Source organism: Thermoanaerobacter sp. X514, from assembly GCF_000019065.1.
GTDB lineage: Bacteria > Bacillota > Thermoanaerobacteria > Thermoanaerobacterales > Thermoanaerobacteraceae > Thermoanaerobacter > Thermoanaerobacter pseudethanolicus.
Window position 1 is genome coordinate 589,823 of the sequence record NC_010320.1, and the last position, 25,176, is coordinate 614,998.

Annotated in this window: 27 protein-coding genes, 1 tRNA gene and 1 pseudogene; 24 read left to right on the forward strand and 5 right to left on the reverse strand. The window is 35.0% G+C overall.

Annotated elements, in window-relative coordinates; all coding sequences use genetic code 11:
- Positions 1 to 30 precede the first annotated feature (30 nt).
- The 6 genes and pseudogenes from thiD to TETH514_RS12200 all read left to right on the forward strand — a co-directional run.
- Positions 31 to 825 (forward strand): bifunctional hydroxymethylpyrimidine kinase/phosphomethylpyrimidine kinase, encoded by a 795-nt coding sequence (thiD, locus tag TETH514_RS02880; RefSeq protein WP_003868161.1) that lies wholly within the window; start codon positions 31 to 33, stop codon positions 823 to 825.
- A gap of 3 nt (positions 826 to 828) precedes the next feature.
- Positions 829 to 1,464 (forward strand): thiamine phosphate synthase, encoded by a 636-nt coding sequence (gene thiE, locus TETH514_RS02885; RefSeq protein ID WP_009053030.1) that lies wholly within the window; start codon positions 829 to 831, stop codon positions 1,462 to 1,464.
- 1 nt (position 1,465) lies between these two features.
- Complete coding sequence (gene thiM / locus TETH514_RS02890; protein WP_003868159.1) at positions 1,466 to 2,257, forward strand: hydroxyethylthiazole kinase; 792 nt, start codon at positions 1,466 to 1,468, stop codon at positions 2,255 to 2,257.
- A complete protein-coding gene (thiW, locus tag TETH514_RS02895) occupies positions 2,254 to 2,739 on the forward strand; it encodes an energy coupling factor transporter S component ThiW (protein ID WP_003868158.1) in 486 nt (161 codons plus the stop codon). Before thiM ends, thiW begins: the two co-directional genes overlap by 4 nt.
- A gap of 28 nt (positions 2,740 to 2,767) precedes the next feature.
- The gene (gene cytX / locus TETH514_RS02900) at positions 2,768 to 3,946 is read left to right on the forward strand and encodes a putative hydroxymethylpyrimidine transporter CytX (protein ID WP_003868157.1); all 1,179 of its coding nucleotides are present in this window, start codon (positions 2,768 to 2,770) and stop codon (positions 3,944 to 3,946) included.
- Positions 3,947 to 3,986: 40 nt separating this feature from the next.
- A pseudogene (locus tag TETH514_RS12200) lies at positions 3,987 to 4,136 on the forward strand (hydroxyethylthiazole kinase); the annotation flags it as partial.
- A gap of 332 nt (positions 4,137 to 4,468) precedes the next feature.
- On the opposite strand, the gene phoU reads toward TETH514_RS12200, so the two are convergent.
- Both phoU and TETH514_RS02910 read right to left on the reverse strand, forming a co-directional pair.
- The gene (gene phoU, locus TETH514_RS02905) at positions 4,469 to 5,122 is read right to left on the reverse strand and encodes a phosphate signaling complex protein PhoU (protein ID WP_003868156.1); all 654 of its coding nucleotides are present in this window, start codon (positions 5,120 to 5,122) and stop codon (positions 4,469 to 4,471) included.
- 436 nt (positions 5,123 to 5,558) lie between these two features.
- Complete coding sequence (locus TETH514_RS02910; RefSeq protein WP_003868155.1) at positions 5,559 to 6,278, reverse strand: ABC transporter ATP-binding protein; 720 nt, start codon at positions 6,276 to 6,278, stop codon at positions 5,559 to 5,561.
- A 257-nt stretch (positions 6,279 to 6,535) separates the two neighbouring features.
- Here TETH514_RS02910 and TETH514_RS02915 point away from each other — a divergent pair, with 257 nt between their 5' ends.
- The 7 genes from TETH514_RS02915 (at position 6,536) to TETH514_RS02945 (ending at position 12,066) form a co-directional block, all read left to right on the forward strand.
- Positions 6,536 to 6,784 (forward strand): hypothetical protein, encoded by a 249-nt coding sequence (locus tag TETH514_RS02915; RefSeq protein ID WP_003868374.1) that lies wholly within the window; start codon positions 6,536 to 6,538, stop codon positions 6,782 to 6,784.
- 104 nt (positions 6,785 to 6,888) lie between these two features.
- Positions 6,889 to 6,973, forward strand: a tRNA-Leu gene (locus TETH514_RS02920).
- Between the two features lie 174 nt (positions 6,974 to 7,147).
- Complete coding sequence (locus TETH514_RS02925) at positions 7,148 to 8,191, forward strand: IS30 family transposase (protein ID WP_009052524.1); 1,044 nt, start codon at positions 7,148 to 7,150, stop codon at positions 8,189 to 8,191.
- A gap of 312 nt (positions 8,192 to 8,503) precedes the next feature.
- Positions 8,504 to 9,334, forward strand: coding sequence for a DeoR/GlpR family DNA-binding transcription regulator (locus TETH514_RS02930; RefSeq protein ID WP_009052117.1), 831 nt, complete (start codon positions 8,504 to 8,506; stop codon positions 9,332 to 9,334).
- Positions 9,300 to 10,232: a 1-phosphofructokinase gene (pfkB, locus tag TETH514_RS02935; protein ID WP_004399068.1), complete on the forward strand. Its 933-nt coding sequence runs from the start codon at positions 9,300 to 9,302 to the stop codon at positions 10,230 to 10,232. The genes TETH514_RS02930 and pfkB overlap by 35 nt, the downstream gene beginning before the upstream one ends.
- 5 nt (positions 10,233 to 10,237) lie before the next feature.
- Positions 10,238 to 10,684 carry a PTS sugar transporter subunit IIA gene (locus TETH514_RS02940; protein WP_012268611.1) on the forward strand — a complete coding sequence of 149 codons (447 nt, stop codon included), beginning with the start codon at positions 10,238 to 10,240 and terminating at the stop codon, positions 10,682 to 10,684.
- A 23-nt stretch (positions 10,685 to 10,707) separates the two neighbouring features.
- Complete coding sequence (locus TETH514_RS02945; protein ID WP_009052119.1) at positions 10,708 to 12,066, forward strand: PTS fructose transporter subunit IIC; 1,359 nt, start codon at positions 10,708 to 10,710, stop codon at positions 12,064 to 12,066.
- 29 nt (positions 12,067 to 12,095) lie between these two features.
- On the opposite strand, the gene TETH514_RS02950 is transcribed toward TETH514_RS02945, so the two are convergent.
- Positions 12,096 to 12,413 carry a hypothetical protein gene (locus TETH514_RS02950; RefSeq protein ID WP_003867594.1) on the reverse strand — a complete coding sequence of 106 codons (318 nt, stop codon included), beginning with the start codon at positions 12,411 to 12,413 and terminating at the stop codon, positions 12,096 to 12,098.
- A 1-nt stretch (position 12,414) separates the two neighbouring features.
- Positions 12,415 to 12,852, reverse strand: coding sequence for an Hsp20/alpha crystallin family protein (locus TETH514_RS02955; protein WP_009052120.1), 438 nt, complete (start codon positions 12,850 to 12,852; stop codon positions 12,415 to 12,417).
- Between the two features lie 162 nt (positions 12,853 to 13,014).
- On the opposite strand from TETH514_RS02955, the gene TETH514_RS02960 reads away from it, so the two are divergent.
- Both TETH514_RS02960 and TETH514_RS02965 read left to right on the forward strand, forming a co-directional pair.
- Positions 13,015 to 13,923 (forward strand): CPBP family intramembrane glutamic endopeptidase, encoded by a 909-nt coding sequence (locus TETH514_RS02960; protein ID WP_009052121.1) that lies wholly within the window; start codon positions 13,015 to 13,017, stop codon positions 13,921 to 13,923.
- A 112-nt stretch (positions 13,924 to 14,035) separates the two neighbouring features.
- Positions 14,036 to 15,049: a LacI family DNA-binding transcriptional regulator gene (locus tag TETH514_RS02965; protein ID WP_003867598.1), complete on the forward strand. Its 1,014-nt coding sequence runs from the start codon at positions 14,036 to 14,038 to the stop codon at positions 15,047 to 15,049.
- 13 nt (positions 15,050 to 15,062) lie between these two features.
- Here TETH514_RS02965 and murC read toward each other — a convergent pair whose 3' ends face one another.
- Positions 15,063 to 16,457: a UDP-N-acetylmuramate--L-alanine ligase gene (murC, locus tag TETH514_RS02970; RefSeq protein WP_009052122.1), complete on the reverse strand. Its 1,395-nt coding sequence runs from the start codon at positions 16,455 to 16,457 to the stop codon at positions 15,063 to 15,065.
- 174 nt (positions 16,458 to 16,631) lie between these two features.
- On the opposite strand from murC, the gene purR reads away from it, so the two are divergent.
- From purR to TETH514_RS03015, 9 genes are all read left to right on the forward strand, one after another.
- Positions 16,632 to 17,456: a pur operon repressor gene (purR, locus tag TETH514_RS02975; RefSeq protein WP_003867600.1), complete on the forward strand. Its 825-nt coding sequence runs from the start codon at positions 16,632 to 16,634 to the stop codon at positions 17,454 to 17,456.
- A 141-nt stretch (positions 17,457 to 17,597) separates the two neighbouring features.
- Complete coding sequence (spoVG, locus tag TETH514_RS02980; protein WP_003867601.1) at positions 17,598 to 17,876, forward strand: septation regulator SpoVG; 279 nt, start codon at positions 17,598 to 17,600, stop codon at positions 17,874 to 17,876.
- 105 nt (positions 17,877 to 17,981) lie between these two features.
- Positions 17,982 to 19,355 (forward strand): bifunctional UDP-N-acetylglucosamine diphosphorylase/glucosamine-1-phosphate N-acetyltransferase GlmU, encoded by a 1,374-nt coding sequence (gene glmU / locus TETH514_RS02985; protein ID WP_038016332.1) that lies wholly within the window; start codon positions 17,982 to 17,984, stop codon positions 19,353 to 19,355.
- A 5-nt stretch (positions 19,356 to 19,360) separates the two neighbouring features.
- Positions 19,361 to 20,311, forward strand: a complete 951-nt coding sequence (locus tag TETH514_RS02990) for a ribose-phosphate diphosphokinase (RefSeq protein ID WP_003867603.1) — start codon at positions 19,361 to 19,363, stop codon at positions 20,309 to 20,311.
- Between the two features lie 84 nt (positions 20,312 to 20,395).
- A complete protein-coding gene (locus TETH514_RS02995; protein WP_003867604.1) occupies positions 20,396 to 21,079 on the forward strand; it encodes a response regulator transcription factor in 684 nt (227 codons plus the stop codon).
- Positions 21,080 to 21,081: 2 nt separating this feature from the next.
- A complete protein-coding gene (locus TETH514_RS03000) occupies positions 21,082 to 22,494 on the forward strand; it encodes a cell wall metabolism sensor histidine kinase WalK (RefSeq protein ID WP_003867605.1) in 1,413 nt (470 codons plus the stop codon).
- Positions 22,495 to 22,758: 264 nt separating this feature from the next.
- On the forward strand, positions 22,759 to 24,120 hold the full coding sequence (locus TETH514_RS03005) for a S1C family serine protease (protein WP_009052123.1): 1,362 nt from the start codon (positions 22,759 to 22,761) through the stop codon (positions 24,118 to 24,120).
- A 96-nt stretch (positions 24,121 to 24,216) separates the two neighbouring features.
- Entirely contained in the window at positions 24,217 to 24,771 is a 555-nt protein-coding gene (gene pth, locus TETH514_RS03010) for an aminoacyl-tRNA hydrolase (protein ID WP_009052124.1), read from the forward strand.
- Between the two features lie 31 nt (positions 24,772 to 24,802).
- On the forward strand, positions 24,803 to 25,171 hold the full coding sequence (locus TETH514_RS03015; RefSeq protein WP_003867609.1) for a hypothetical protein: 369 nt from the start codon (positions 24,803 to 24,805) through the stop codon (positions 25,169 to 25,171).
- The last annotated feature ends 5 nt before the right edge of the window (positions 25,172 to 25,176 follow it).

A 25,176-nucleotide genomic window follows, 5' to 3' on the forward strand; every position in this document is an offset into this window, starting at 1 on the left:
GGGCTTATTTTATTATTTGGAGGTGTTTTTATGAAATTAGCCCTTACTATTGCCGGTTCTGATTCTGGGGGAGGAGCAGGTATACAGGCAGATTTAAAGACTTTTTCAGCCCATGGAGTATACGGCATGAGTGTCATTACTTCAATAACAGCGCAAAATACCATGGGGGTTTTGGGAATTGAGGATATAAGCCCCGATATGGTGTATTTGCAGATGAAGGCAATTTTTGAGGATTTATATCCAGATGCAGTGAAGATAGGTATGGTATCTAATGAAAGCATAATTAAAATGATTGCAAAAGGGTTAAAAGATTACAATGTAAAAAATGTTGTGCTGGACCCTGTCATGATTTCAAAGAGTGGAAGCTATTTATTAAAGCCGGAAGCAGTGGAGGCTTTGAAAAAGGAATTGATTCCTTTAAGCCTTGTAGTTACTCCAAATCTTATGGAAGCGGGAGAATTAATTGGAAAAGAAATTAAAAATGTATCGGATATGAAGGAAGCGGCTAAAAAAATTTTAGATTATGGAGCAAAGACAGTAATTGTAAAAGGTGGACATCTTACAGGAGATGCTTTAGATGTATTTTACGATGGAAAAGAGTTTTATGAAATTACATCAGAGAGGATTGATACTAAAAACACGCATGGTACAGGCTGCACATTTTCCTCAGCTATAGCTGCCAATATTGCTTTAGGCCATGATTTAGTTGAGTCGATAAAAAGAGCGAAAGCATACATTACAGGGGCTATAAAACATTCGTTGGCCATAGGGCATGGAGTAGGTCCTACTAACCATTTTTGGAATATAGAAATAAGGAAGGTGTGAGATATGGACTTAACCCTTTATGCTATAACGGATAGGTCTTACATAAAGAATATGGATATTGCTGAAGCAGTAGAACTAGCGATAAAAGGCGGTGCAACAGTAATTCAACTGAGAGAAAAAGATATATCAAGTAGGGAATTTTATGAAATTGCTCTCAAAGTTAAAGAAGTGACAAAAAGAAATAGAATCCCTCTCATTATTAACGACAGAGTGGATATAGCTTTGGCAGTAGATGCAGATGGAGTTCACGTTGGACAGGAGGATTTGCCGGCAGATATTGTAAGAAAAATAATAGGTCGTGATAAAATAGTAGGGGTATCAGCGAGAACAGTGGAAGAAGCTTTAAAGGCACAAAGGGATGGAGCGGATTATTTAGGGGTAGGTGCGGTGTTTAAGACTCCAACAAAGCCGGAGGCAGAAGCCATTGGAATAGAAGGGTTAAAAAAAATAAAAGAGGCTGTTACTATTCCAGTCGTTGCAATAGGAGGTATAACGAAGGATAATGCTTATGAAGTCATGTTAAAGTCGGGAGTAGACGGGATATCCTCAGTTTCAGCTGTATTTTATGGGGATATAGAAAACAATACAAGAAAACTCTTGGAGGTTATAAAAAAAGCGATAAATGATAGGAGGATTTGAAATGAAAAAAGAATTGTTGAAAATTTTAAGGGAGAAAAAACCTTTAGTTCACCATATTACCAATGTAGTTACTGTCAACGATTGTGCTAATATAACACTGGCTATAGGAGCACTGCCAGTCATGGCCCATGCCTTGGAAGAAGTAGAAGAAATGGTAAGTGCAGCAGATGCTTTAGTTTTAAATATAGGCACTCTTACAAATGAACAAGTAGAAGCGATGATAAAGGCAGGAAAGGCTGCAAATAGATTTAAAGTACCAGTTATATTAGACCCTGTAGGAGCGGGAGCTACAAAGCTTAGGACACAAAGCTCAAAAAAGATACTGGAAGAAGTAAAAATTTCTGTGATAAAAGGGAATAGTGCAGAGATTTCAATACTTGCGGGCAAAGGTGGAAAAATACGCGGCGTAGAGTCTCAAGGAGGAGTAGATGATATTGCTGAAGCTGCAAAAGATTTAGCAAACGCGTACAACGTTGTAGTAGCAATGTCAGGTGCTACTGACATAATTACTGATGGAAAAAGAATTGCCTATGTGAAAAATGGACATCCTATGATGGGTACTATCACCGGCACAGGTTGTATGCTTACCTCTGTAGTAGCGAGCTTCTGCGGAGTATGTGAAGATTATTTTGAAACCACAATAGAAGCTTTTGTAGCTTTTGGAATAGCAGGTGAAAGAGCCGCTCAAAGCAGCAATGTCAAAGGGCCCGGCAGTTTTAAAGTGACATTTTTTGATGAGATATATAATCTCACGCCGGAGATAATAGAAAAAGATAAGAAGGTGGAAGTATGAATAAAATACATCGTATGGTTTTTATGGCACTTATTATTGCTATAGGCACCTTTACCTCTCAATATGTATGGTTTAGTGTAGGTGTTGCCAAAGTTACACCTGTTCAACATGCTATTAATGTTATTTCAGCAGTTTTTTTGGGCCCTTGGGGAGCGTTAGAAGTAGCTTTTATTATAGGACTATTGAGGAACATCCTTGGCGTTGGATCGCTTTTGGCATTTCCAGGAGGAATGGTTGGTGCGTTCATTGCTGGATATCTTTATAGATTTACACGTAAGTTTTATTTTGCCTCTATAGGAGAAGTTATAGGTACAGGCATTATAGGGGCTTTGCTTTCTTATCCTATAGCTAAGTATATACTTGGAAGTTCCGGTGCGGCTTTTATGTTTGTCATTCCATTTTCGCTTTCCAGTACAATAGGCTCGGTTATAGGATATGTAGTGGTATTGGTTTTAGTAAAATATAAGAAATTTATCTCATAAACTTACTTTAGAAAGGCGGGTGTGAATCATGAAAATTAAAAATTTTACCCTTTTTCTAATATGGGCAGGTGCAGCAATCTCAATTGCTGAAATCTATACAGGTTCGCTATTTGCACCTCTAGGTTTAACTAAAGGCTTGTTGGCTATTTTAATAGGCCATATCATTGGTACATTATTTTTCTCGCTTGGGGGGCTTATGTCATACATCCTTAAGTTGCCAGCAATAAAATCAACAAAAGTTGTTTTGGGCAATAAAGGTACAATTTTTTTAGGAGCACTAAACATTCTACAATTGATTGGATGGACAGCAGTCATGATTATACAATCAGCAAAAGCTTTTAATGGTGCCATTGGTATGTCTGTTGGTGTAGGAATACTTTTTGTAGGCACATCTGTTTTATTATGGTCACTATTTTTTGAAAGTGAAGTATACTGGGTAAATAACATTGCAGTAATATTGTTGTTTATATTGACTATTGGTGTTGTAGTATTTTTAAAGGGCGGGAAAATTTTAACACCAACAGGTAATATAAGTTTTGTAGATGCAATCGAACTTGCCGTTGCTATGCCTGTATCATGGCTGCCTTTAGTAGGAGATTATACGATCAACAGTGAAAATAGAAAATCTAGCTTTATATATACATTTTTAGGTTATTTTATTGCAAGCTGTTTTATGTATTTTATAGGTCTTTTTGTTTCATTGAAAACGGAAGGAAAAGATATAATTTCATATTTTGCATCAATAAAAACTGGGTTTGTACCATTGCTAATAATACTTTTATCAACAGTGACGACTACTTTTATGGATGTATACTCTGCTGCGATATCTACAATGGCAGTTATTAAAACAAGGCTCAGTAAAAAAGAGCTATTAATAATTTATTCGCTGATAGGTATCATAGCAGCATATTTATTCCCAATTGATAAATATCAAAACTTTTTATATGCTATCGGTAGTGTATTTATTCCAGTATACACAGTAGTTTTTGTAGGCTTCTTTATATTAAAATATGAAGAAAGTGGGTACCTTAATATTCCTGCAGTTGTATCATCTATCATTGGAATTATTACGTATAATTACATGGTATATAACGGTACTTCATTATTAAAATGGTATCTAACTCCCACCATAACAACAATATTTTTGACTGCTGTAATTTATACTGTAACACAAACTTTTTTTAAAAGAAAAGAGAAAATTTTATGATTGATGAAATTGTAAAACTTTTGAACTCGTAAAAGGGAAAGTGCCACTTATACATGTCATCACAAATTATGTTGTGATGAATGATAATGCAAACGCACTTTTGAGTTTTGGAGCATCACCTGCAATGGCAATGTTGCAAGAAGAGGCATATGATTTTACCGCGATTTCAAATGCCATGTACATAAATATAAAATACCTGCTATCCTTAACCAGGGAAGATGTGCAGCTATAAAAAGGAAAATTGATTTTGCAAATCATTGTTAAAATTTAGAATTATAAGCATTAACATGCTAATTTTGAAGCTTTGAAGGTGTATCATTATATTTAATGGCAGGTAGATAACTTTTGAATGGAAGCAAAGTAAAGTAGCTACCATAGGTAGTATTTTAAATAACAGCTGATGAAAATATGGAACTTTATTGCTTTAATACACTCCATATCAACAATTTACAGGAGGAATTCCTATTGAAGCTATTAAAAAATGTATAAAAATGAAAACCAAAATACACCAAATTAATATTTTTAATTTAAATCTATATGCTCTCCTGTATCTAAGAAAATTACCCATTCACATATATTAGTAGCATGATCAGCAATTCTCTCAAGATAACGAGCTACAAACAAAAACTGACTCGCTTGGTCGATGTTTCTTGGGTCTTCTATCATATCAGTTAATGGTTCCCTAAATACTTGTTTGTAAAGAGCATCTACTATATCATCTTTTTCGCCAATCGTTCTTGCAAGGTCTAAATCCTGGTGAACATAAGAATCCAATGACATTTTTACCATTTCTCTTACGATTTCAGCCATTCTAGGAATATCTATCAATGGTTTTGTATATTTTTGATGAGCAATCCTCAAAGTAGTTTTTGCTATATCTACTGCATAGTCTGCCATTCTTTCTAAGTCTGTAACAATTTTAAGCCCTGTCAAAACTATTCTCAAATCCCTTGCAATTGGCTGCTGGGTTACAATAATCTTTGCACATTTATTGTCAATTTTTACTTCCATTTTGTCTATTCTGTCATCACCATCGATGACCTTTTGAGCTAATTCTGTATCATGGTTTACTAAAGAAGCAATGGCATTCGCTATCATTTCTTCTACAAGGCTACCCATTTTTAATACGTCATAATGAAGTCCCTCTAATTCTTTTTCAAAATGAGTGCGATTCACCCTTTCACCTCCTTTAACCGAATTTTCCAGTGCTGTAGTCTTCCATCCTCTAGTCTTGCTACAACCAGATGGCCTTATAAGAACTAAAATGCCATTTTCTTACGTAGATAAAATAATGATTAATTAAAGCATAAAATATTAAGAAAATAAAACAAAGGCATACTCATACAAATGAAACGCCTTTGTTTCATTGTAAGATTATATTTTTTATTTTTAAGGCTGTATAATAAATGTTGAATTGGTTAAGAACCAACCTATAAAAAAATAGAGTACTTATACTAAATGCCTACTGTAAATTCCTAGAGCAAACTTTCAAAATTTTATTATAATGTAAATTTCTTGATAAAAATAATATCATGACGAACCAAACTTTTTATGTATAAAAGCAGAGGGCTCGCCTTTAATCTGACGAGTAAAATGCCTTATCTAACTTCCTTTACCCCCCGAGATAAGCTTCTTTTACCTGCGGGTTTTCCGCCAGCTCCCAGGCGAGGCCAGATAACACAATTTTTCCTGTTTCTAATACATAGCCTTTATGAGCAATAGAAAGAGCCATATGTGCATTTTGTTCTACTAAAAGAATAGTAGTTCCTTGCTCGTTTAGTTCTTTAATGATCGCAAAAATTTCTTTAACCAACAGGGGGGCTAAGCCCATTGAAGGTTCATCTAAAAGCATAAGTCTAGGTGCTGACATTAATGCTCGCCCCATCGCTAACATTTGTTGTTCTCCGCCAGATAAAGAGCCGGCCAGTTGTCCCTTTCTTTCCGCAAGCCGCGGAAACCGATCAAAAACCCTGGTAAGCCTGCGTTTAAATTCTGCTTTATCTTTTAAAAGATAAGCACCTAACTCCAAGTTTTCCAATACTGACATGTTAGCAAAAACCCGTCGGCCCTCAGGCACCTGGCTTATACCCATTTTTACAATGTCATGAGCAGTTTTACCAGTAATATCATTACCTTCAAAAATTATTTTTCCTGATTTAGGCTTGACCAATCCACAAATTGTATTTAAAGTAGTGCTTTTCCCCGCACCATTTGCCCCGATTAAGGTTACTATTTCTCCTTCGTTTACGGTAAGCGATATTCCTTTTAAAGCATGAATGGCCCCGTAAAATACATTTAACTCTTCAATTCTTAATACTTCCTTCCCGCTCACAGAATAAAGTTTGATGGAAATTTAAATTTGATGGCTAATAATTAAAAAAGGCAAAGGCACCTTTTTTTAAAGGCGCCTTTGCCTTTTTTTCTATTTACTTGCTACTTTAATTATACTTGTTTTTCTTTGCATTGTCAATAAGCAAAAAGAAAAATGCTATTATTCTGTGATATTGTCGTATTAAAAGTATTCTGCGATAATGTCAGTATGAGAGCGGTCTAATATTCCCCCAATGCTATTATCATGATTAACGACAAATGAAACGTAACTTTTTGGAATCCTACGGCGGAACGTATACTTGGATATTTTTGCATGCATTTGTAATACAAGATGAACGACTGTACGAAGCATATGGAGAAATTGACGAGCTAAAAATTTCAAAATTAGCAGATAGTGTAGTCAGAAATATTATTCATAGAGGTGAAGATGAGGCTAGAATGATTAAAAAAGAAAATGCCCCTGAAGTACTTCTAAAATTATTAAAAGGGAAGTGCGATCCTGCTTAGAGGCATTCTTGACATATTAAAAAAACTTTGATAAAATGGTCTTGCGTGAACTCTTAATCAGCGGGGCTGGGGTTCGAGTTCCTAATGGTGCACCATATTAATATGCGGGCATGGCGGAATTGGCAGACGCGCCAGACTTAGGATCTGGTGTCTTTCGACGTGGGGGTTCAAGTCCCTTTGCCCGCACCAATAAAAATTTTAAGGAAGAAAAATATATATTTGACAGAAAAATAATGCAGTAAGCATTATTTTTTTTGCGGTTAGTTGTATAATTAAATGCAACAGATAAAAAAATAGAAACCATAGTGAAAATCGTGTATGATATAGGTGTCAACTAAACATCATACAAGGAGGATTTTCACTATGGTTCATAATAATTGTACCACAAAAAAGCGTTCTTTTAAACATTTAAGTAGCTATGAACGAGGAGAAATCTATGCATTACTCAAGGAAGGAAGGAGCATTCGGTATATTGCTAAAAAACTTAATCGATCTCCAAGTACTATAAGCCGTGAAATTAAACGTGGAACTACTACACAACTTAGAAGTGATTTGTCTTCTTATACAAGCTATTTTCCTGAAACTGGTCAGGCTGTCTACGAAAAAAATCGTTCAAATTGTGGAGCTAAATTTAAAGCAGCTAAAGCAGAAGATTTTTTGAAATATGCTGAAAATAAAATATTAAATGAAAAATGGTCACCAGACGCAGTTGTAGGTTATTGTAAGAAGGACCCAAGTTGGAATAATAAAACCATTGTTTGTACTAAAACACTCTACAACTATATAGATAGAGGATTATTAAAAGTTAAAAACATTGATTTACCTTTAAAACTACGTTTAAAACCAAGGAAGAAACAAAACCGTAAAAATAAACGTATTATGGGTAAAAGTATTGATTTTAGGCCTAAAGAAGTTGAAAGCCGTGAAGTTTTTGGGCATTGGGAAATAGATACGTTAATTGGCAAGAAGTCTAATGACAAGGTCCTTTTAACATTAATAGAGCGTAAGACTCGCCATGAAATAATATTACTATTGGATACAAAAGACAGTAAATCTGTTAAAGATGCACTATCAAAATTAAAAGATATGTTTGGTGACAATTTAAGCAAGGTCTTTAAAACAATAACATCTGATAATGGTACAGAGTTTAGTGATTTAGAAAGTGCTCTTTTAGAATATGGCGTAGAAGTATATTATACACATCCATATTCATCTTGGGAAAGAGGTACAAATGAACGACATAATGGTCTTATACGACGTTTTATCCCTAAAGGAAAAAGTATTAGAGATTTATCTATAGATACGATAAAGAAAGTAGAAAATTGGCTTAATAACCTTCCACGAAAATTGTTAAATTATAAAACACCTAAAGAATGCTTTTATGAGGAACTGGCAAAAATTTGTTAAGCCCATCTCTTATAAAGTATAGAGCTCGTTCGTGATTTGTCAAGGGGCAGGCTTCGCCTGACTTAAACCCTTGACAAATCACGACCTTCGCTCAATTTGTTAACTAAGATGGGCTTAAGGTTATATATGATTTGTTCCAAATCCTATATCTACATGATTTTCATTAGGTGTTGCATTTAATATTGCAATTTATAATAAAAAAAGGGGTAGAAAACTACTCCTTTTTTTATTGACAAAATGAAAGTGATAATATATAATCATAAATAAGCAAAAACAATCATAAATGAGCGGAATAACATTGAATGGATGTGAATGAATATGAGTATATCTGATAGAATGTTTGGTGAGGAAAGACGGTTGAAGATTGCGGAGATTATAAGCAAGGATAAAAGTATCAGTGTTTCTGAGCTTAGCAAACTTTTTAATGTTTCTGAGTCTACAATAAGAAGAGATTTGCACGTACTGGAAGAAAAGGGTTTCATACAAAGGACTCACGGTGGCGCGATATTGAATGTTGGCACTCATTATGAGCCTGCATTTTTTGAAAAAGAAGATGTGGAACTAGAGGCAAAAAGGAAGATAGGTAAAATTGCTGCATCAATGATAGAAGAAGGAGATTCTATAATTTTAGATGCCGGTACGACTACTCTTGAGATTGCGCGAAATCTTAAAAATACGAAACTTACTGTTGTCACTAATTCACCTCTTATTGCAATAGAGCTTTCAAAACACGAGGATATTGAGCTTATTGTGACAGGAGGTATACAGAGGTGGAGGACTAAGGCTTTAGTTGGTCCTATTGCTGAAATGGTGATAAAGCAGTTTAAAGTGGACAAAGCCTTTATAGGTACAAATGCTATATCTTTTGAGGATGGGCTTATGACTCCAGACCTAATTGAGGCCAATACAAAAAAAGCGATGTGTGATGTGGCAAGTGAAGTTTATATAGTGGCTGACCATACTAAATTTGGGAAGAAATCTTTTGTCAAATTTGCAGATATAAAGGACATTACGGCAATAATTACAGATGATGAGATTGACTATGAGATAGTGAGAAAATATGAACAGGCAAATATAGATATATTAAGCTTTGGAAGGGATGAAGATGATGATAACGACAGTAACGGCGAATCCAGCAATTGACAGGACAATAATTGTTGAGGATTTGAAAATTGGTTATGTAAATAGGGTAATTCGATCAAGAGTAGATGCTGGGGGAAAAGGTATAAATGTCGCTAAAAACCTTAAAAATTTTGGAGATGATGTTATTGCTCTTGGCTTTATAGGACCTAATGCTAAATATATAATCGATTGTTTAGAAGATGAAGGCATAAAAACTGACTTTGTGAAAATAAAAAATGAGACGAGGACAAATATAAAGATTTCTGATATTTCAAGGATGGAAGTTACTGATTTGAATGAATATGGACCTCATGTAAGCGAAGAAGAAATAGAGCTACTTAAAAAAAGTATATTTAAATATACTAAAGAGTCAAAAGTGCTTGTGCTTTCAGGAAGTTTACCACAAGGAGTGCCAAAGACTTTTTACAAAGACATAATTAGAGAAGTAAAAAGCGGTGATTTAAAAATAATTCTTGATGCTGACAAAGAAGCGCTTTTATACGGCATAGAAGAAAAGCCTTACATGATAAAGCCTAATGTGCAGGAGTTAGAAGATGTAGTAGGCAAAAAGCTTGAGAGTTTAGAAGAGGTTATTGAAGAAGGAAAAAAGCTGAAGGATTCAGGTATAGAAATAGTTGCGATTTCTATGGGAGGTCGCGGTAGTGTTGTGATAACAAAGGAAGGGATATATAGGGTAATGCCTGTAAAAGTTGAAGTAAAAGGGACAGTTGGAGCAGGAGATGCCTTTGTTGCAGGCTTTGCCCATGGAATATACAAAGGACTTCCGATTGAGGAGACAATAAAAATAGCAGCAGCTTTATCTACCTCCGTTGTCATGAAAGAAGGCACAAGAGCAGGCACTCTTGAGGAGGTAAATATATTAAAGGATAAGATTGGAATAGAGAGGATAGAAAGGTGAGGGAAATGGAAATAAAAGATGTATTGAACGAAAAAATGATGGTTTTTGACCTAAAGGCAAAGGACAAAAATGGAGTGTTGGAAGAGTTAGTAAGTGTTTTAAAAGAAAATGGAGTTGTAGATGATGAAGAAGGCTTTTTAGAAGTGGTGAAAAAAAGAGAAGAGGAGTTTTCTACAGGTATAGGTTATGGGGTTGCAATACCTCATGGCAAAAGCAGTCTTGTGAAAAAGCCAGCAATAGTATTTGGAAAGTCTCGACAAGGAATAGACTATAACTCAATGGATGGCAAACCTGCCTATTTATTTTTCTTAATTGCTGTGCCAGACAACTCTGATGAGCTGCACCTTAAAGTTTTGGCTGAGCTTTCAAGGTCTTTAATGCATAAGGAGGTGAGAGAGGAGTTAGAAAAAGCGTCGACACCTGAGGAAGTCATAAAGGCTTTTGAGAAGTAAAATCTTTATGAAAGGGGATTGTTATGAAAAAGATAGTTGCTGTTACAGCCTGCCCTACAGGTATTGCCCATACCTATATGGCGGCGGAAAATCTTCAGATGGCAGCCAAAGAAATGGGAGTAGACATAAAGGTAGAGACTCAAGGGTCAATAGGTGCAGAGAATCAACTTACTGAAGAAGATATAAAAGCTGCTGATGCTGTCATAATAGCAGCTGCGACAAAAGTTGATAGATCAAGATTCGCCGGTAAACCTGTACTTGAGGTGCCAGTTGAAGATGCTATAAAAGATGCAAAAGGGCTTATTGAAAAAGCTCTTAAGATGGAAAAGCCAAAAGATTATGTAGAAAAAGTAGAGGAGATTCATAAAGAAAGGTCAGCGCAAAGGACAGGTGCCTACAAACACCTTATGACAGGTGTTTCCTACATGATACCTTTTGTAGTTGCAGGTGGTATTTTAATTGCGCTTTCCTTCTTCTGGGGATATAAAGCCTTTGAGGTAGAAAGAACTCTTCCTTGGGCTTTGATGAAAATTGGTGGCGGTTCAGCTTTTGCATTGATGGTGCCGATTTTGTCTGGCTATATAGCATTTTCTATTGCAGATAGGCCTGGTCTTGTTCCCGGTATGGTAGGCGGTATGCTGGCAGTATCCACTGGGGCAGGATTTTTAGGCGGTATCATTTCAGGATTTTTGGCAGGATATACGATAGTTTATCTGAAAAGGCTAATAAAGCTTCCTAAAACATTAGAGGGTTTAATGCCAATACTTATACTACCGGTATTATCAACTTTGATAGTTGGACTTTTAATGATATATGTAATAGGTTCTCCAATGAAAGCCATAATGACATCTTTAACTGCCTGGCTTACTGGGATGAGTTCTACAAATGCAGTGATTTTTGGAGCAATATTGGGACTCATGATGGCTTTTGATATGGGTGGTCCTGTAAACAAGACAGCTTATACTTTTGCAACTGGTCTTTTAGCATCAAATGTTTTTGCTCCAATGGCAGCGGTCATGGCAGCTGGTATGACACCGCCTCTTGGACTTGCACTTGCAACTGTTCTTTTTAAGAATAGATTTACAAAGGAAGAGATAGAAGCAGGTAAAGCAGCATGGGTTTTAGGTGCCTCCTTTATAACAGAAGGAGCTATACCATTTGCGGCAGCAGACCCCTTCAGGGTAATACCTTCTATAATGGTTGGTTCTGCTGTGACGGGTGCTCTTTCAATGCTTTTCCACATTGAATTAAGAGCTCCTCATGGAGGAATATTTGTAATACCGATAGCTGTGTCAAATCCTCTTCTTTACATTGGAGTAATAGCAGTTGGTACAGTAGTTACTGCATTAATGGTAGCGCTTCTTAAGAAAAAAGTAGAATAAAAAAGGAAGGCTGTTGCCTTCCACTTTTTTTATTTGCTAAAAGGATTTTGCACCTTTACTTTGCCAGAGTACTGACCTGAATTTAGGTCTCTATACAAATCCTCTCTGCTCCAGGTAAGTTCGCCTTCCGTACCCAAGTTAAAACCTTTTTCTAATATACTTATATAGCGTGACTTGGCTTTCTCATATGAATTTTCTTTTCTTACGATTTCCTCAAGAGTTTCTGTTAAAAGGCCAGATACTGATGTTTGTCTAGCTATAGCTATATGTTTTATCTTTTGTAATAAATCCTTAGGCAAAGATAATGTGATATTTTGCATCTCAATTTTTTGCTTACCTTTGTTCATATTATTCTATATCTATTTTTCTTCCCTTTGGCTTACTTGGATGCAATTTTGGCATTGTGATTTTGAGTATACCATTTTCAAATTTAGCAGTAGTTTTTTCAGGATCTACTTCTGCGGGTAGTTCTATTCTTCTGGCAAAACTTCCGTAATATCTTTCTCTCATGTAATAATTTTTATCTTCTCTTTCTTCATCTACTGTGGTTTGCCCTTTTATTTCCAGTATATTGTCATAGACATTTATTTCAATGTCTTTTTTGTCAACGCCCGGTAGTTCAGCTGTTGCCACTATTTCTGTTTCAGATTCGGTGATGTCCACTCTTGGCCGAGAAAATAGACCTGAAATAGATGGGAAATTCACATCAAAAATGCTTGGCAAATTTCTAATATTGAAATCGAAGGGCCAATCCCACCAATCACGTCCTCGTCTCATTAGACTCATTTACATCACCTCCATATTTTTCTATTATTTATTATATCACATTGATTGAATTTTGCAATTATTAGGTTTCACAAAATCCTCACATTTAATTCTTACTTTTTTATTCTTTTTATGTTAAAATCTATAAGGATGAGACTGACAATGTAAAAAGGAAGTGATTAGATGCGACCAGATGAAAAAGATGTAAGTAAGTTGTACTTTTTTGTCATGTTACTTCTTATAACAGTGGGATATTTGGTGCAAAAGGCTTCTTTATATATAGGTATACTCATCACAGAATTTTTTCTTGTTTTACTGCCTGTTATTCTTTATCTTTTTTTAAAAAAATATGATGTAAAATATGTTTTAAGGTTAAATCCTATAAAAGGGGATCAAGTTTTTTTAGTGATAATAATAGCTATTTTAGGCTGGATAGTATCGGGTTTTTTTGCACTTTTGACAAATTATTTTCTATCTAAATTGGGTAAAATTCCTGTCATGCAAATGCCTGCAGCTTCCAATATACAAGAACTTTTTATGCAAATTTTAATATTTGGAGCTGTAGCTGCCTGTTGTGAAGAAATATTTATGCGGGGACTTGTTATGAGAAGTTTTGAAATGAGGGGTTCTATAAAGAGTATTTTTATAACCGCTATATTCTTTGCAATGCTTCATTTAAATGTACAAAATTTTTTAAGTATACTTTTTCTCGGTAGTTTATTAGGATATGTAGTGTATAGAACTAATTCCATATATGCGGGAATGATAGGCCATTTTACAAATAACACTATTTCTGTGTTGTTATCATATTTTGTAGCACAACAAAACTTAGGAAAAGCTACTCCATTACAACAAGTAAATATTCCATTTATTGTAGTCGTTGGTTATGGGATTTTTGCATTGTTTGCTTCTGTTTTTTTGTATGTGCTATTGAGATATTTGAAGAAAATAACTGACCCATATATTATACGCGGTACTACAACAGTAAAAGAAGATTTACACATTTTCTTATATTGGCCTGTGCTTTTGTCAGTTTTAGTGTTTGTATATAGGATCAGTTGGGAAATATTAAAGATAGCAGGAGTTATATAAAAGTGTACACTGCATGTTTAAAAAAATGAAAAGTGTTGACGTAAATAAAAGAATAGGATAGAATAATAAATAGAAGAGATGCAATCGGTTTCATTTTGAAGGTGGTGGTATAATGAATGTAACGATTAAAGATGTGGCAAAAAGGGCAAATGTTGCTCCTTCTACTGTATCGAGGGTTATTGCTGATAATCCTCGTATAAGCAAAGAGACAAAAGAGAGAGTTTGGAAGGCGATGGAGGAATTGGGGTATTATCCAAATGCCATTGCCAGAAGCCTTGCAAGTAAAGTGACAAATACATTAGGGCTTATAATGCCTCGCTCTACAGAGGAAGCTTTTTCAAATCCCTTTTTCCCAGAAGTGATGAGAGGAATAAGTGTTGTTGCCCACAGAGAAAAATATGATTTGCTTTTATCAACATCTGGGAATCAAGAAGAGGAAAAAGAAGCGGTTATAAATATGGTAAAAGGCAAACGAGTAGATGGAATAATTCTTTTATCTTCTCGTACAACCGATGAGCTTATACCTTGGTTAAGAGATGAGAAATTTCCTTTCGTTGTTATAGGTAAGCCTTTAGATGCCAAAGGTGTGTATTGGGTTGATAATGACAATATAGGGGCTTCTAAGCTTGCTACTAATTACCTTATTAAACATGGGCATAGAGAAATTGCTTTTATAAGTGGTTCATTGGAATATGTAGTGAGTTTAGATAGATTAGATGGCTATAAACTTGCCCTTGAGGAAAATGGAATACCTTTTAAAAGAGAGTTGGCGGAACAAGACGAGTTTTCAGAAGACGGCGGATATAGGGCGATGATGAGAATATTAGAAAGAGAAAAACCTACTGCAGTTGTGGTTACTGATGATGTTATGGCATTTGGTGTGATAAGGGCTGCAATAGATAAAGGATATAGAGTTCCTGAGGATATATCGATAGTAGGGTTTAACAACATCCCCTTGTCAGCCTTTGCAAATCCACCCCTTACGACAATAGATATTTCCACGTTTGATTTGGGGATTAAGTCTGCAGAGCTTTTGATTGCGAGGTTAAAGCAAAAGGAGATAGACATAGACCATATAATTGTGCCTGTGAAGCTTGTGGAGAGGAAATCTTGTGTTGCAAGATGAAAAGCTGTAGGGTTTACATTCCTACAGCTTTTTTATGGCCTTTTAAAAACATTTCTCCTACTTCGTAGATATTTCCTGCTCCAACTGTTAATACTAAATCGCCTGCTTTTGCATTTTTATTTAAATACTCCACTATAGAGTCAAAGTCTTTTAAGTACAAAACATCCTTTCCTCTTTGAGAGATTAGTTCCACTAAATCTTTAGAAGAAACAATTCCTGTATCTTTCTCTCTTGCGGCGTATATGTCAGCTATTATTATTTTATCCGCATTGTCAAAGGACTCTGCAAAATCATTAAGCAAAGATTTAGTTCTTGAGTAAGTATGTGGCTGGAATATACAAATAATTCTTTTATGAGGATAATTTTTTGCTGCTTCTAAAGTTGCTTTAATTTCAGCAGGGTGATGAGCATAGTCATCCACAATTGTTATGCCGTCAACTATTCCTTTTACTTCGAATCTTCTATGAGTGCCTTTGAACTCAGTTAAATAATGAGAAGCTTTTTTTATGTCGATTCCTACAAGGTGACTTACTGCCAAAGCAGCTAAGGCGTTGTAAACATTGTGTTTTCCGGGTATTGATAATTTAAAATTGCCCATATATTCCTCTTTATAATAAACATCAAAAATTGCACAACCTTTATCATCAAAACTTATGCTTTTTGCTTTCCAATCACTATCTTGGTAAATACCATAGGTTACAATGTTTTTATTTAGCCCATTTACAACATACATGGTGTTTGCATCATCTTTGCATGCTACCACAAATCCATCTGGTGGAACTAAATTAGCAAATTGCCTAAAAGACTGCTTTATGTTGTCAATATTTTTGAAGTAATCTAAGTGATCTGAATCGACATTTAGTATAACAGCTATGTAAGGATAAAACTTTAGAAAACTATCTGTATATTCACAAGCTTCTGTGACAAAATATTCACTGTTTCCAACTTTCACATTTCCTCCTATTACATCTACTTCTCCTCCTACTAAAACTGTTGGGTCAAATCCCATACCATCGAGTATTACAGATATTAAAGAAGTAGTAGTTGTCTTTCCATGACTTCCTGCAACAGCAATGCCGTATTTGTATTTTTTCATAATGAGACCTAAAAGGGTAGCTCTATCTATAGTAGGTATATTTAATTCTTTAGCCTTTTGATATTCAGGATTATCTTCATGGATAGCAGCTGTATACACTACTAAATCAGCACCTATGACACTATTTTCATTGTGAGGTATTGTTATAACTGCTCCTTCTTGTCTTAACCTTTCGATTATATGAGAATTTTTTATATCTGAGCCTGTTACTATATGGCCGTTATTCAAAAGTATATGAGCTAAACCGCTCATACTTATACCGCCAATTCCTATAAAATGCACTCTTTTAAAGTTTTCAAGATTTATATCCATAGTTTACGCTCCTCTCAGTTCCTATTGTTATTATTGCCTTTTCATGGTTAAAATATGATTAAAGCTTGTCAAAAGCAACTATATTTATAAAAAAATTATATCACATGTTGCAGAAAAGTGAACTTTTAAATATAATTTTGGTATAAAAGTTTGTATGTGCGGAGGTTATTTTTTATGGATAAGTACAAACGGTATGAACGATTGGCAGCAATCGTTAAGATATTTAGTGAAAATCCTAATACCCTCATAAATTTAGAATATTTTGTGAATTTTTTTGGTATAGCTAAATCTACTGCCTCGGAAGATATCGATATTTTAAAGAATGTGATAGAAAAATTTAGTTTTGGCAAATTAATTACATTACCTGGAGCTGGTGGTGGAGTAAAATACATTCCTATAGCTAATATTAAAAGTTATTTGCCCTTTGTACGAGAAATAAAGGAAAAATTAAAAGACCCCTCTAGAATAATTCCCGGAGGTTTTCTGTATACTGCTGATTTGATTTATTCTCCCAATATTGTAACAAAAATTGGTGAAATTTTAGTGCTTCCTTTTTTGGATAAAAACGTTGACGCGATTGTTACTGTGGAGACCAAGGGTATACCTATTGCCTTGATGTGCGCAAGGACGCTTAATGTTCCACTTGTAATAATTAGAAAAGATAGCAGAGTTACAGAAGGCTCTTTTGTTTCTATTAATTATATTTCTGGGTCTCAAAGACACATACGATCTATGTCTTTGGCTAGAAGGTCTTTACAGAAAGGTTCTAAAGTATTATTGATAGATGACTTTATGAAAGCAGGTGGGACGATTAAAGGTATGATGGAACTTATGGAGGAATTTGACGCTGAAGTGGTTGGTGCAGGAGTTATGATTTCGACGGAAAAACCGGAGAATAAGCTGGTAGATAATTACATTTCGGTTTTCGTGTTAAAAAATATGGAGGAAGAGAAAAATATAATTGACATTGAAATAAGTGATTGGATATTGAAGGATTAAAATGAATAAAATTTTTTAAAAATTTTTCGGAATTTTAGTTTTTCCTGAAGGAAATTTTGATTTTATGGCGAATATTTATTAGTGTAAGAGTAGTTCCGCAAATGCTAACTTAGGGTTTAACTTCAGGAAGGTGGTGAGCTTATGGAAATTACAGACGTAAGGGTGAGAAAACTTAATGAGGAAGGCAAAATGAAGGCTGTAGTTTCTGTAACCTTTGACAATGAATTTGTAGTTCACGACATAAAGGTTATAGAGGGCCAAAATGGGTTGTTTATTGCTATGCCAAGTCGAAAAACTCCCGAAGGGGAGTTTAAAGATATTGCTCACCCTATAAATTCAGACACAAGAAATAAATTACAAAGCGCTATTCTCAAAGAATATGAAAAAGCAAAAGAACAAGAAGCTGCACATAAGGAATAAAAAGGAGCTTGTCTCCTTTTTATTTTTTTGTTGAACTTTGCTGCAATTATAGTTAAAATAGTATAGGGTATGAGAATTAAATTTAGTATAGAGGGTGTGGAAAAATTGGAAGGGCTAGTGACGCTTATTTTAGCGGCGGGTCTTGGGAAAAGAATGAAATCTAAGCATCCCAAGGTGATTCATAAAGTTTGTGGTAAACCGATGATAGAATGGGTAGTAGATGCGGTGGAAAAAATAGGAAGTAACGAAGTAATTGTAGTAGTCGGCCACAAAGCAGAAGAAGTTAAGGAAGTTTTAAAAGAAAGAGTCAAGTATGCTTATCAAGAAGTGCAGTTAGGCACAGGTCATGCTGTGATGATGGCGGAAGACTTACTCCCTGAGGAAGGTAATGTTCTGATTTTGACTGGAGATACGCCCCTTATTACCTCCAATACCTTAAAAGAATTAATAAATTTTCATATTAAAGAGCATAACAGTGTCACTATTTTGTCTTCAGTATTAGAAGACCCTACAGGTTATGGGAGGATAATAAGGGATGAAAGTGGAAACGTTATAAAGATTGTGGAAGATAAAGATGCGACGGAAGAAGAAAAAAGCATCCATGAGATAAATTCTGCCATGTACGTTATGGATATAGCCAAACTAAAAAAGGCGTTAAGAAGGATAACCAATAATAACGCACAGGGTGAATATTATCTGACGGATGCTGTGGAAATTATAAGAGATATGGATGGAAAAATTGGCGCTTTTACTGTACCTTCAGAGGAGATAACGGGAGTAAATTCAAGGGTCCAGCTTTTTGAAGCAGAGAAAATAATGAGAAAGCGGATTAATTATCGTCACATGGAAAACGGAGTAACAATAGTGGACCCTGATACCACTTATATAGGAGCTGAAGTGGAGATTGGAGCAGATACTGTAATATTGCCTGGTTGTGTTATAGAAGGGAAAACGAAAATAGGAAGTGATTGTGAGATAGGGCCTAATTGTAGGATTGTTGATTCAGAAATCGGTGATGGATGTAGTGTCACGTATTCGGTAATACTCTCTTCAAAAATAGGAAATAATGTTAAAATAGGACCTTTTGCCCACATAAGGCCAGAAACTGTGATACAGAGTAATGTCAAAATAGGGGATTTTGTAGAGATAAAGAAGTCAATAATTGATGAAGGGAGTAAAGTTCCTCATCTTACGTATGTGGGAGACGCGGAAGTTGGTAAAAATGTCAATATGGGATGTGGCTCTATTACAGTTAATTATGATGGTAAACAAAAGTACAAGACAGTGATAGGAGATAATGTTTTCGTGGGATGTAATGTAAATCTTGTAGCGCCAGTAAAGATTGGAAATAATGCTTATATTGCTGCTGGTTCAACTATAACAGAGAATGTTCCTGAAGGAGCCCTTGCCATAGCCAGAAATAGGCAAACTAATAAAGAGGGCTGGGTACAGGAAAGAATAAAAAAAGGGAGGCTTTAAATTAAATGGTAAGATATAATAGTTCTCTAAAAATTTTTTCAGGAAATTCAAATCCTAAGTTAGCCAGTGAAATAGCAGAACATCTTGGACTTAAACTTTGTGATTCAGAAGTAGGGACTTTTAGTGATGGAGAGATAAGTGTAAGGATTGGAGAAAGTGTAAGAGGTGCAAGCGTTTTTGTAATACAGTCAACTTGTGCGCCTGTTAACAACAACTTAATGGAATTATTGATAATGATTGATGCTTTTAAAAGGGCATCTGCGGCTGAAATTAATGCAGTTATACCCTACTATGGTTATGCAAGACAAGACAGAAAAGCAAAGGCGAGGGACCCAATTACTGCAAAGCTTGTAGCTGACCTTATAACTGCAGCAGGAGCCCATAGAGTTGTTACAATGGACCTTCATGCTCCACAAATACAAGGGTATTTTAATATTCCTGTAGACCATCTTTTAGGAGGACCAATACTTGCGAAATATTTTCTTGACAAGGAATTGGGAAATGATGTAGTAGTTGTTTCCCCTGACCATGGCAGTGTGACAAGAGCGAGGTATTTTGCAGAAAAATTGAATGCTCCTCTTGCTATTATTGACAAAAGAAGGCCAAAAGCTAATGTAGCAGAGATAATGAATATAATAGGTGATGTAAGAGGGAAAAAGGCTATTTTGGTAGATGACCTTATTGATACCGCTGGTACTTTGGTACAAGGGGCGGAGGCTCTTCTTGACAGTGGTGCTACTGAAGTTTATGCTTGCGCGACTCATGGGGTGTTGTCAGGCCCTGCGATTGAAAGGCTTAAGGAATCACCAATAAAAGAATTGGTTATAACCGATACAATCCCTCTTCCCGAAGAGAAAAAAATTGACAAAATTAAAGTGAGGTCTGTAGCTCCTTTATTTGCAGAAGCGATTTTGAGAATCCATGAAGGAATGTCTGTAAGTAAATTGTTTGTATAGGCACTTTATGTGCCTTTTTTATATTATTTAAAATTTTATTATGATATAATTTAAGCAAGGAAACTTGAAGTAGAGGGTGATTTTGTGGGAGATAACCGAAAGATTTATGTAGTGGATGATGACAAGAATATATGTGAAATAGTTTCTTTGTACCTTGAAAAAGAGGGTTTTGATGTAGAGCAGATATACGATGGGCAAACCGCACTAAAGAAAATACAAGAAAAACCTCCAAAGCTCGTCATACTTGACATAATGTTGCCAGGAATTGATGGTATAGCTCTTTGCAGAGAAGTCAGAAAATTTTCAAAGGTGCCTATAATAATGCTTACCGCAAAAGGGGATACACTTGATAAGGTATTGGCTTTAGAGATTGGCGCTGATGACTACATCGTAAAGCCATTTGACGGGAAAGAATTAGTAGCAAGAGTTAAAGCGGTTTTAAGAAGATATGAACCGGAAAGTGAGGAAAAACAGGCTGTTTCTTATCCAGAACTTTATGTAAGTTTAAGCGAATATAAAGTTGTTTATAAAGGGCAAAATGTAGATTTAACTCCCAAAGAGTTAGAACTTTTATATTTCTTATGTACACATCCTAACAGGGTTTTCACGAGAGACCAGCTATTAGAAAATGTATGGGGTTATGATTATATGGGAGATAGTCGTACAGTAGATGTTCATATAAAGCGGCTTAGAGAGAAAATGGGAGATGGCCCTAATTGGAAACTTACCACCGTATGGGGTGTAGGTTATAAATTTGAGGTGAACTAAATTTGAGCAAAAATAGACTTTTTAAAAAACTTTTTATAAGCAATATGATTATCATCCTTATTACTTTGTCTATTCTTTCAGGGATGTTTTATCTGATGTTTCAAAACTATTACTTTGCTGACAAAGAAAAAATAATGTTAGAAGAGGCTCAAGAAATAAATGCAATTTTAAATGAATTTGCGGTAGGAGACATAAACATAGATAAATGGAATCAAGAACTAAACGTTGTTACTAGATTGATTAATGCTACTGTATGGATCGTAGATAAAGAAGGGCTAATTTACAGTCAATCACAACAGCAGGGCAAAGCATGGACAGGAGTAAGCCTCAGTAAAGAAGAAATAAAAAGCATTTTAGATGGACAATCTGTTGTAAAAAAAGGATATTTTGGTGGCAAATTCAATCAGCCTGTTTTGACAGTAGGAGTGCCTCTTGTTATAAATGGCCGAATTGAAGGTGCTATATTTATGCATGCTCCTTTGACAGAAATGAATAAAACTATTATTAACATCTTTATTTTAATGCTTTTATCTGGAGGAGTAGCTCTTATAATAGGTTTTGTGCTCATTTCTTATACTTCCAGTAAAATATCTCAGCCTCTTAAAGAGATGAGCTTAGCTGTTCAGCAGGTAGCGAAGGGGAATTTTTCTGCAAGGGTACAACATAAGGAAGAAGATGAAATAGGGGATTTGGCTAAATCCTTTAATATTATGGCAAAAGAATTAGAACAATTAGAAAACATGAGAAAAGATTTTGTGGCAAATGTTTCTCACGAATTGAGGTCTCCATTGACCTCTATACAAGGATATATAGATGGGATATTAGACGGTACTATTCCAAAGGAAAAAGCTTGCGATTATCTTAAAATAGTACAAAAAGAAACACGGAGGATGTCTCGGCTCATAGACGATTTTCTTGAAATGACTAAACTTGAGTCAGGTCAATTTCCACTGCATAAGACGGAATTTGATATAAATGAACTTATAAGACTGGCCGTTATAAAGTTTGAAAAAAGAATAGTGGAAAAAGATCTAACCGTTAAAGTTGATTTTGAAGAAGACAGACGAATAGTTATAGGTGATAAGGACAAGATAGAACAAGTTTTGACAAATCTTATAGACAATGCAATAAAATTTTCTAAAGAAAAGGGTATAATTCATATTTTTACTGAAATAAAAGATGACAAAGTATTCATTACTATAAAAGATAATGGAATAGGTATTTCTCCAGAAGACCAAGAGCATATATGGGATAGATTTTATAAAGCGGACAAATCGAGAGGAAAAGATGGAGCAGGCCTTGGGCTTTATATAGTAAAGCGTATTATAAATGCTCATAACGAGGAAATATGGGTAGAAAGTGAAGTTGGTAAAGGTACAGCATTTACTTTTACTTTGTCGGTGAAAAAATTTTAAAAAATCACAATAAAATATTTACACTTTGTTAACACTTTATTCATAAATAAGGGATACAATAATATTTGAGAGCGACAAATGCCTCTCCTTGACCTCCCTTATCATAGCGGTCCAAGTGAATACTTGGGCCGCACATTTATTTATAAAAAACAACGCGGAAATTTTTTAATAAAAACTACTTAAAATCTTTACATCATGTTCATAATTTGTTAATAAAAAGGGGTTATAATTAAAAGCAAGAAAGAACAAAAGGAGTGAGTGATTATGGATTACGAAAAAGACTTTGAAGATAAAATTGAAAAAAATGATCCGGAGAATGTAGTTCCTCCAGAAGAAAATGAAAAAGAAGAGCTATATCAAACAGAAGAATTAAATAGCGAAATATTAAAAGCAGAGGAACAAAAGCAAGAGGAGTTGGAAACTACTGCGCCAATTCCTAAAGTGGTATTTAGAAACAACAAAAAGAGTTTGGGGAAGATGGTAAAAAGATTCAGAAAGAGAATGTTAGCTTCTTTTATCGCAGTAGCGTTGGTGGCAGCTTTAATCGGCGGAGGAATTACAGGAACTGTAATGAAATACTATGGAACCCAAAATGATGCGTCAGCACAAGTTGTTACAAGATATTTACCTCTAGATGCTACTTCGTCAGACGAAAGCGGTATTTTAAATTTGATACCCAACATTTACAAAATAGTGAGCCCAGCAGTTGTAGAAATTAGTACAAGTGTTGCTTACAACTACGGTTATAGAACTAGAGGTAGCGGTTCTGGATTTATCATAAGCTCTGATGGATACATTGTCACAAATAACCATGTAATTGACGGAGCATCAAAAATCACAGTAAAACTTTCAGATGGAAGAAGTGCTGATGCAAAACTTGTAGGAAAAGATGATAGAACAGACCTCGCAGTACTTAAAATAAACCTTCCTAATTTACCCATTGTAAAACTAGGAGATTCTTCCAAACTCCAACCTGGGGAATTGGCAATTGCTATAGGCAATCCTCTTGGAGAATCCTTTGCAGGTACAGTCACAGCAGGTATAATAAGCGGACTCAACAGGAATCTCCAAAGTGATTATGGGCCTGTCAAACTCATACAAACAGATGCAGCTATAAATCCTGGCAACAGCGGCGGACCTCTTGTGAACAGTAAAGCAGAAGTTATAGGTATAACAAGTGTTAAGCTCACTTCAATAGGACCAAGTATTCAAGACCCTTTTGGAATGTTCCAGAGCCAAGAAACTCCTGTTGAGGGTATGGGTTTTGCAATTCCAATAAACGAGGCAAAACCTATAATTGACCAGATAATAAAACACGGCTATGTAGAAAGGCCTATGATGGGAATAGGTGCTCAAACTATTACACAACAAGATGCAGCCCGATATAATTTGCCCGTAGGAGTGTATGTAGTTCAAGTTCAGCCAAATAGTGGAGCGGAAAAAGCTGGTATTCAACCAGGAGATGTGATAATAAAGGTTGATGGTAAAGACATTACTTCCTTTGAGGATTTACAAGGCATATTAAATAACCACAAAGTTGGAGATGTAATAAATGTAACAATTTGGAGAAATAGCAAAACATTTACAGTTACTGTAAAATTGCAAAGCAGCGCAAACTTTGAATAAAACCGGCCAGTGATTTTACTGGTCGGTATTTTGTGTACTCTATAGCTTTTTTTTGTTTAATTATGTATAATTAATTTGATAAGGAAGGGTGGTCGTATGTACGTAATTGCAGGTTTAGGAAATCCTGGTAGAGAATATGAAGGAACGAGACATAATGTAGGATTTATGGTAATAGATGAATTGGCAAAAAAATTAGGTATGAATGTCACAAAATTAAAATTTAAATCCCTTGTGGGTGAAGGGAATTTTAAAGGAGAGAAAATAATTCTTTTAAAGCCTCAGACATTTATGAATTCAAGTGGTGAAGCTTTATACGATGCTGTAAATTTTTATAAAATTCCACTTGAAAATGTAATTGTGATTTATGACGATAAAGACTTGGATTTGGGCAAAATAAGGATAAGAAAAAAAGGAAGTTCAGGCGGTCACAATGGAATGAATTCTATCATATATCTTTTAAATAGCGAAGAATTTCCACGAGTTAGAATAGGAATTGGAAAACCGCAAAAGGATTTAGTAAGTCATGTATTAGGAAAGTTTGAAGAGTCAGAGAAAAAACTAATTGATGAAGCTGTTATAAAAGCAGCAGATGCGGTGATAGATATTATAGAAAATGGGATAGAACATGCTATGAGCAAATTTAACGGTTGATAAAAAGGCAATAAAGGAGAAAAATGAATACATGTGGCTATTATCTGGAATTGGTGGTGTAATTTTAGCATATTTTCTAAATAGGATGGCAGTAACTAAATACAAGAGAAGAGCTATAATTTATCTTGTACCAGCCATTGAAGAAACTTGTAAGACAGTGGCAGGGTATTTGACTTCCTCTATTCTTTTGTCTCATTTGATATTTGGAATTGCAGAGGCAGTAAATGATTACATAAAAGCTTCATATAAAATCAATTTAAGGGCTTCTATTTTAAGTATCTTAAGCCACAGCTTTTTTGGTATAACCTCTTACATATTAGTGATGCAAACAAATATTTTTTTGGCTATTATTGTAACTTCTTTAATACATGGCTTATGGAATAGTCTTATGTTGAGGTGATGAAC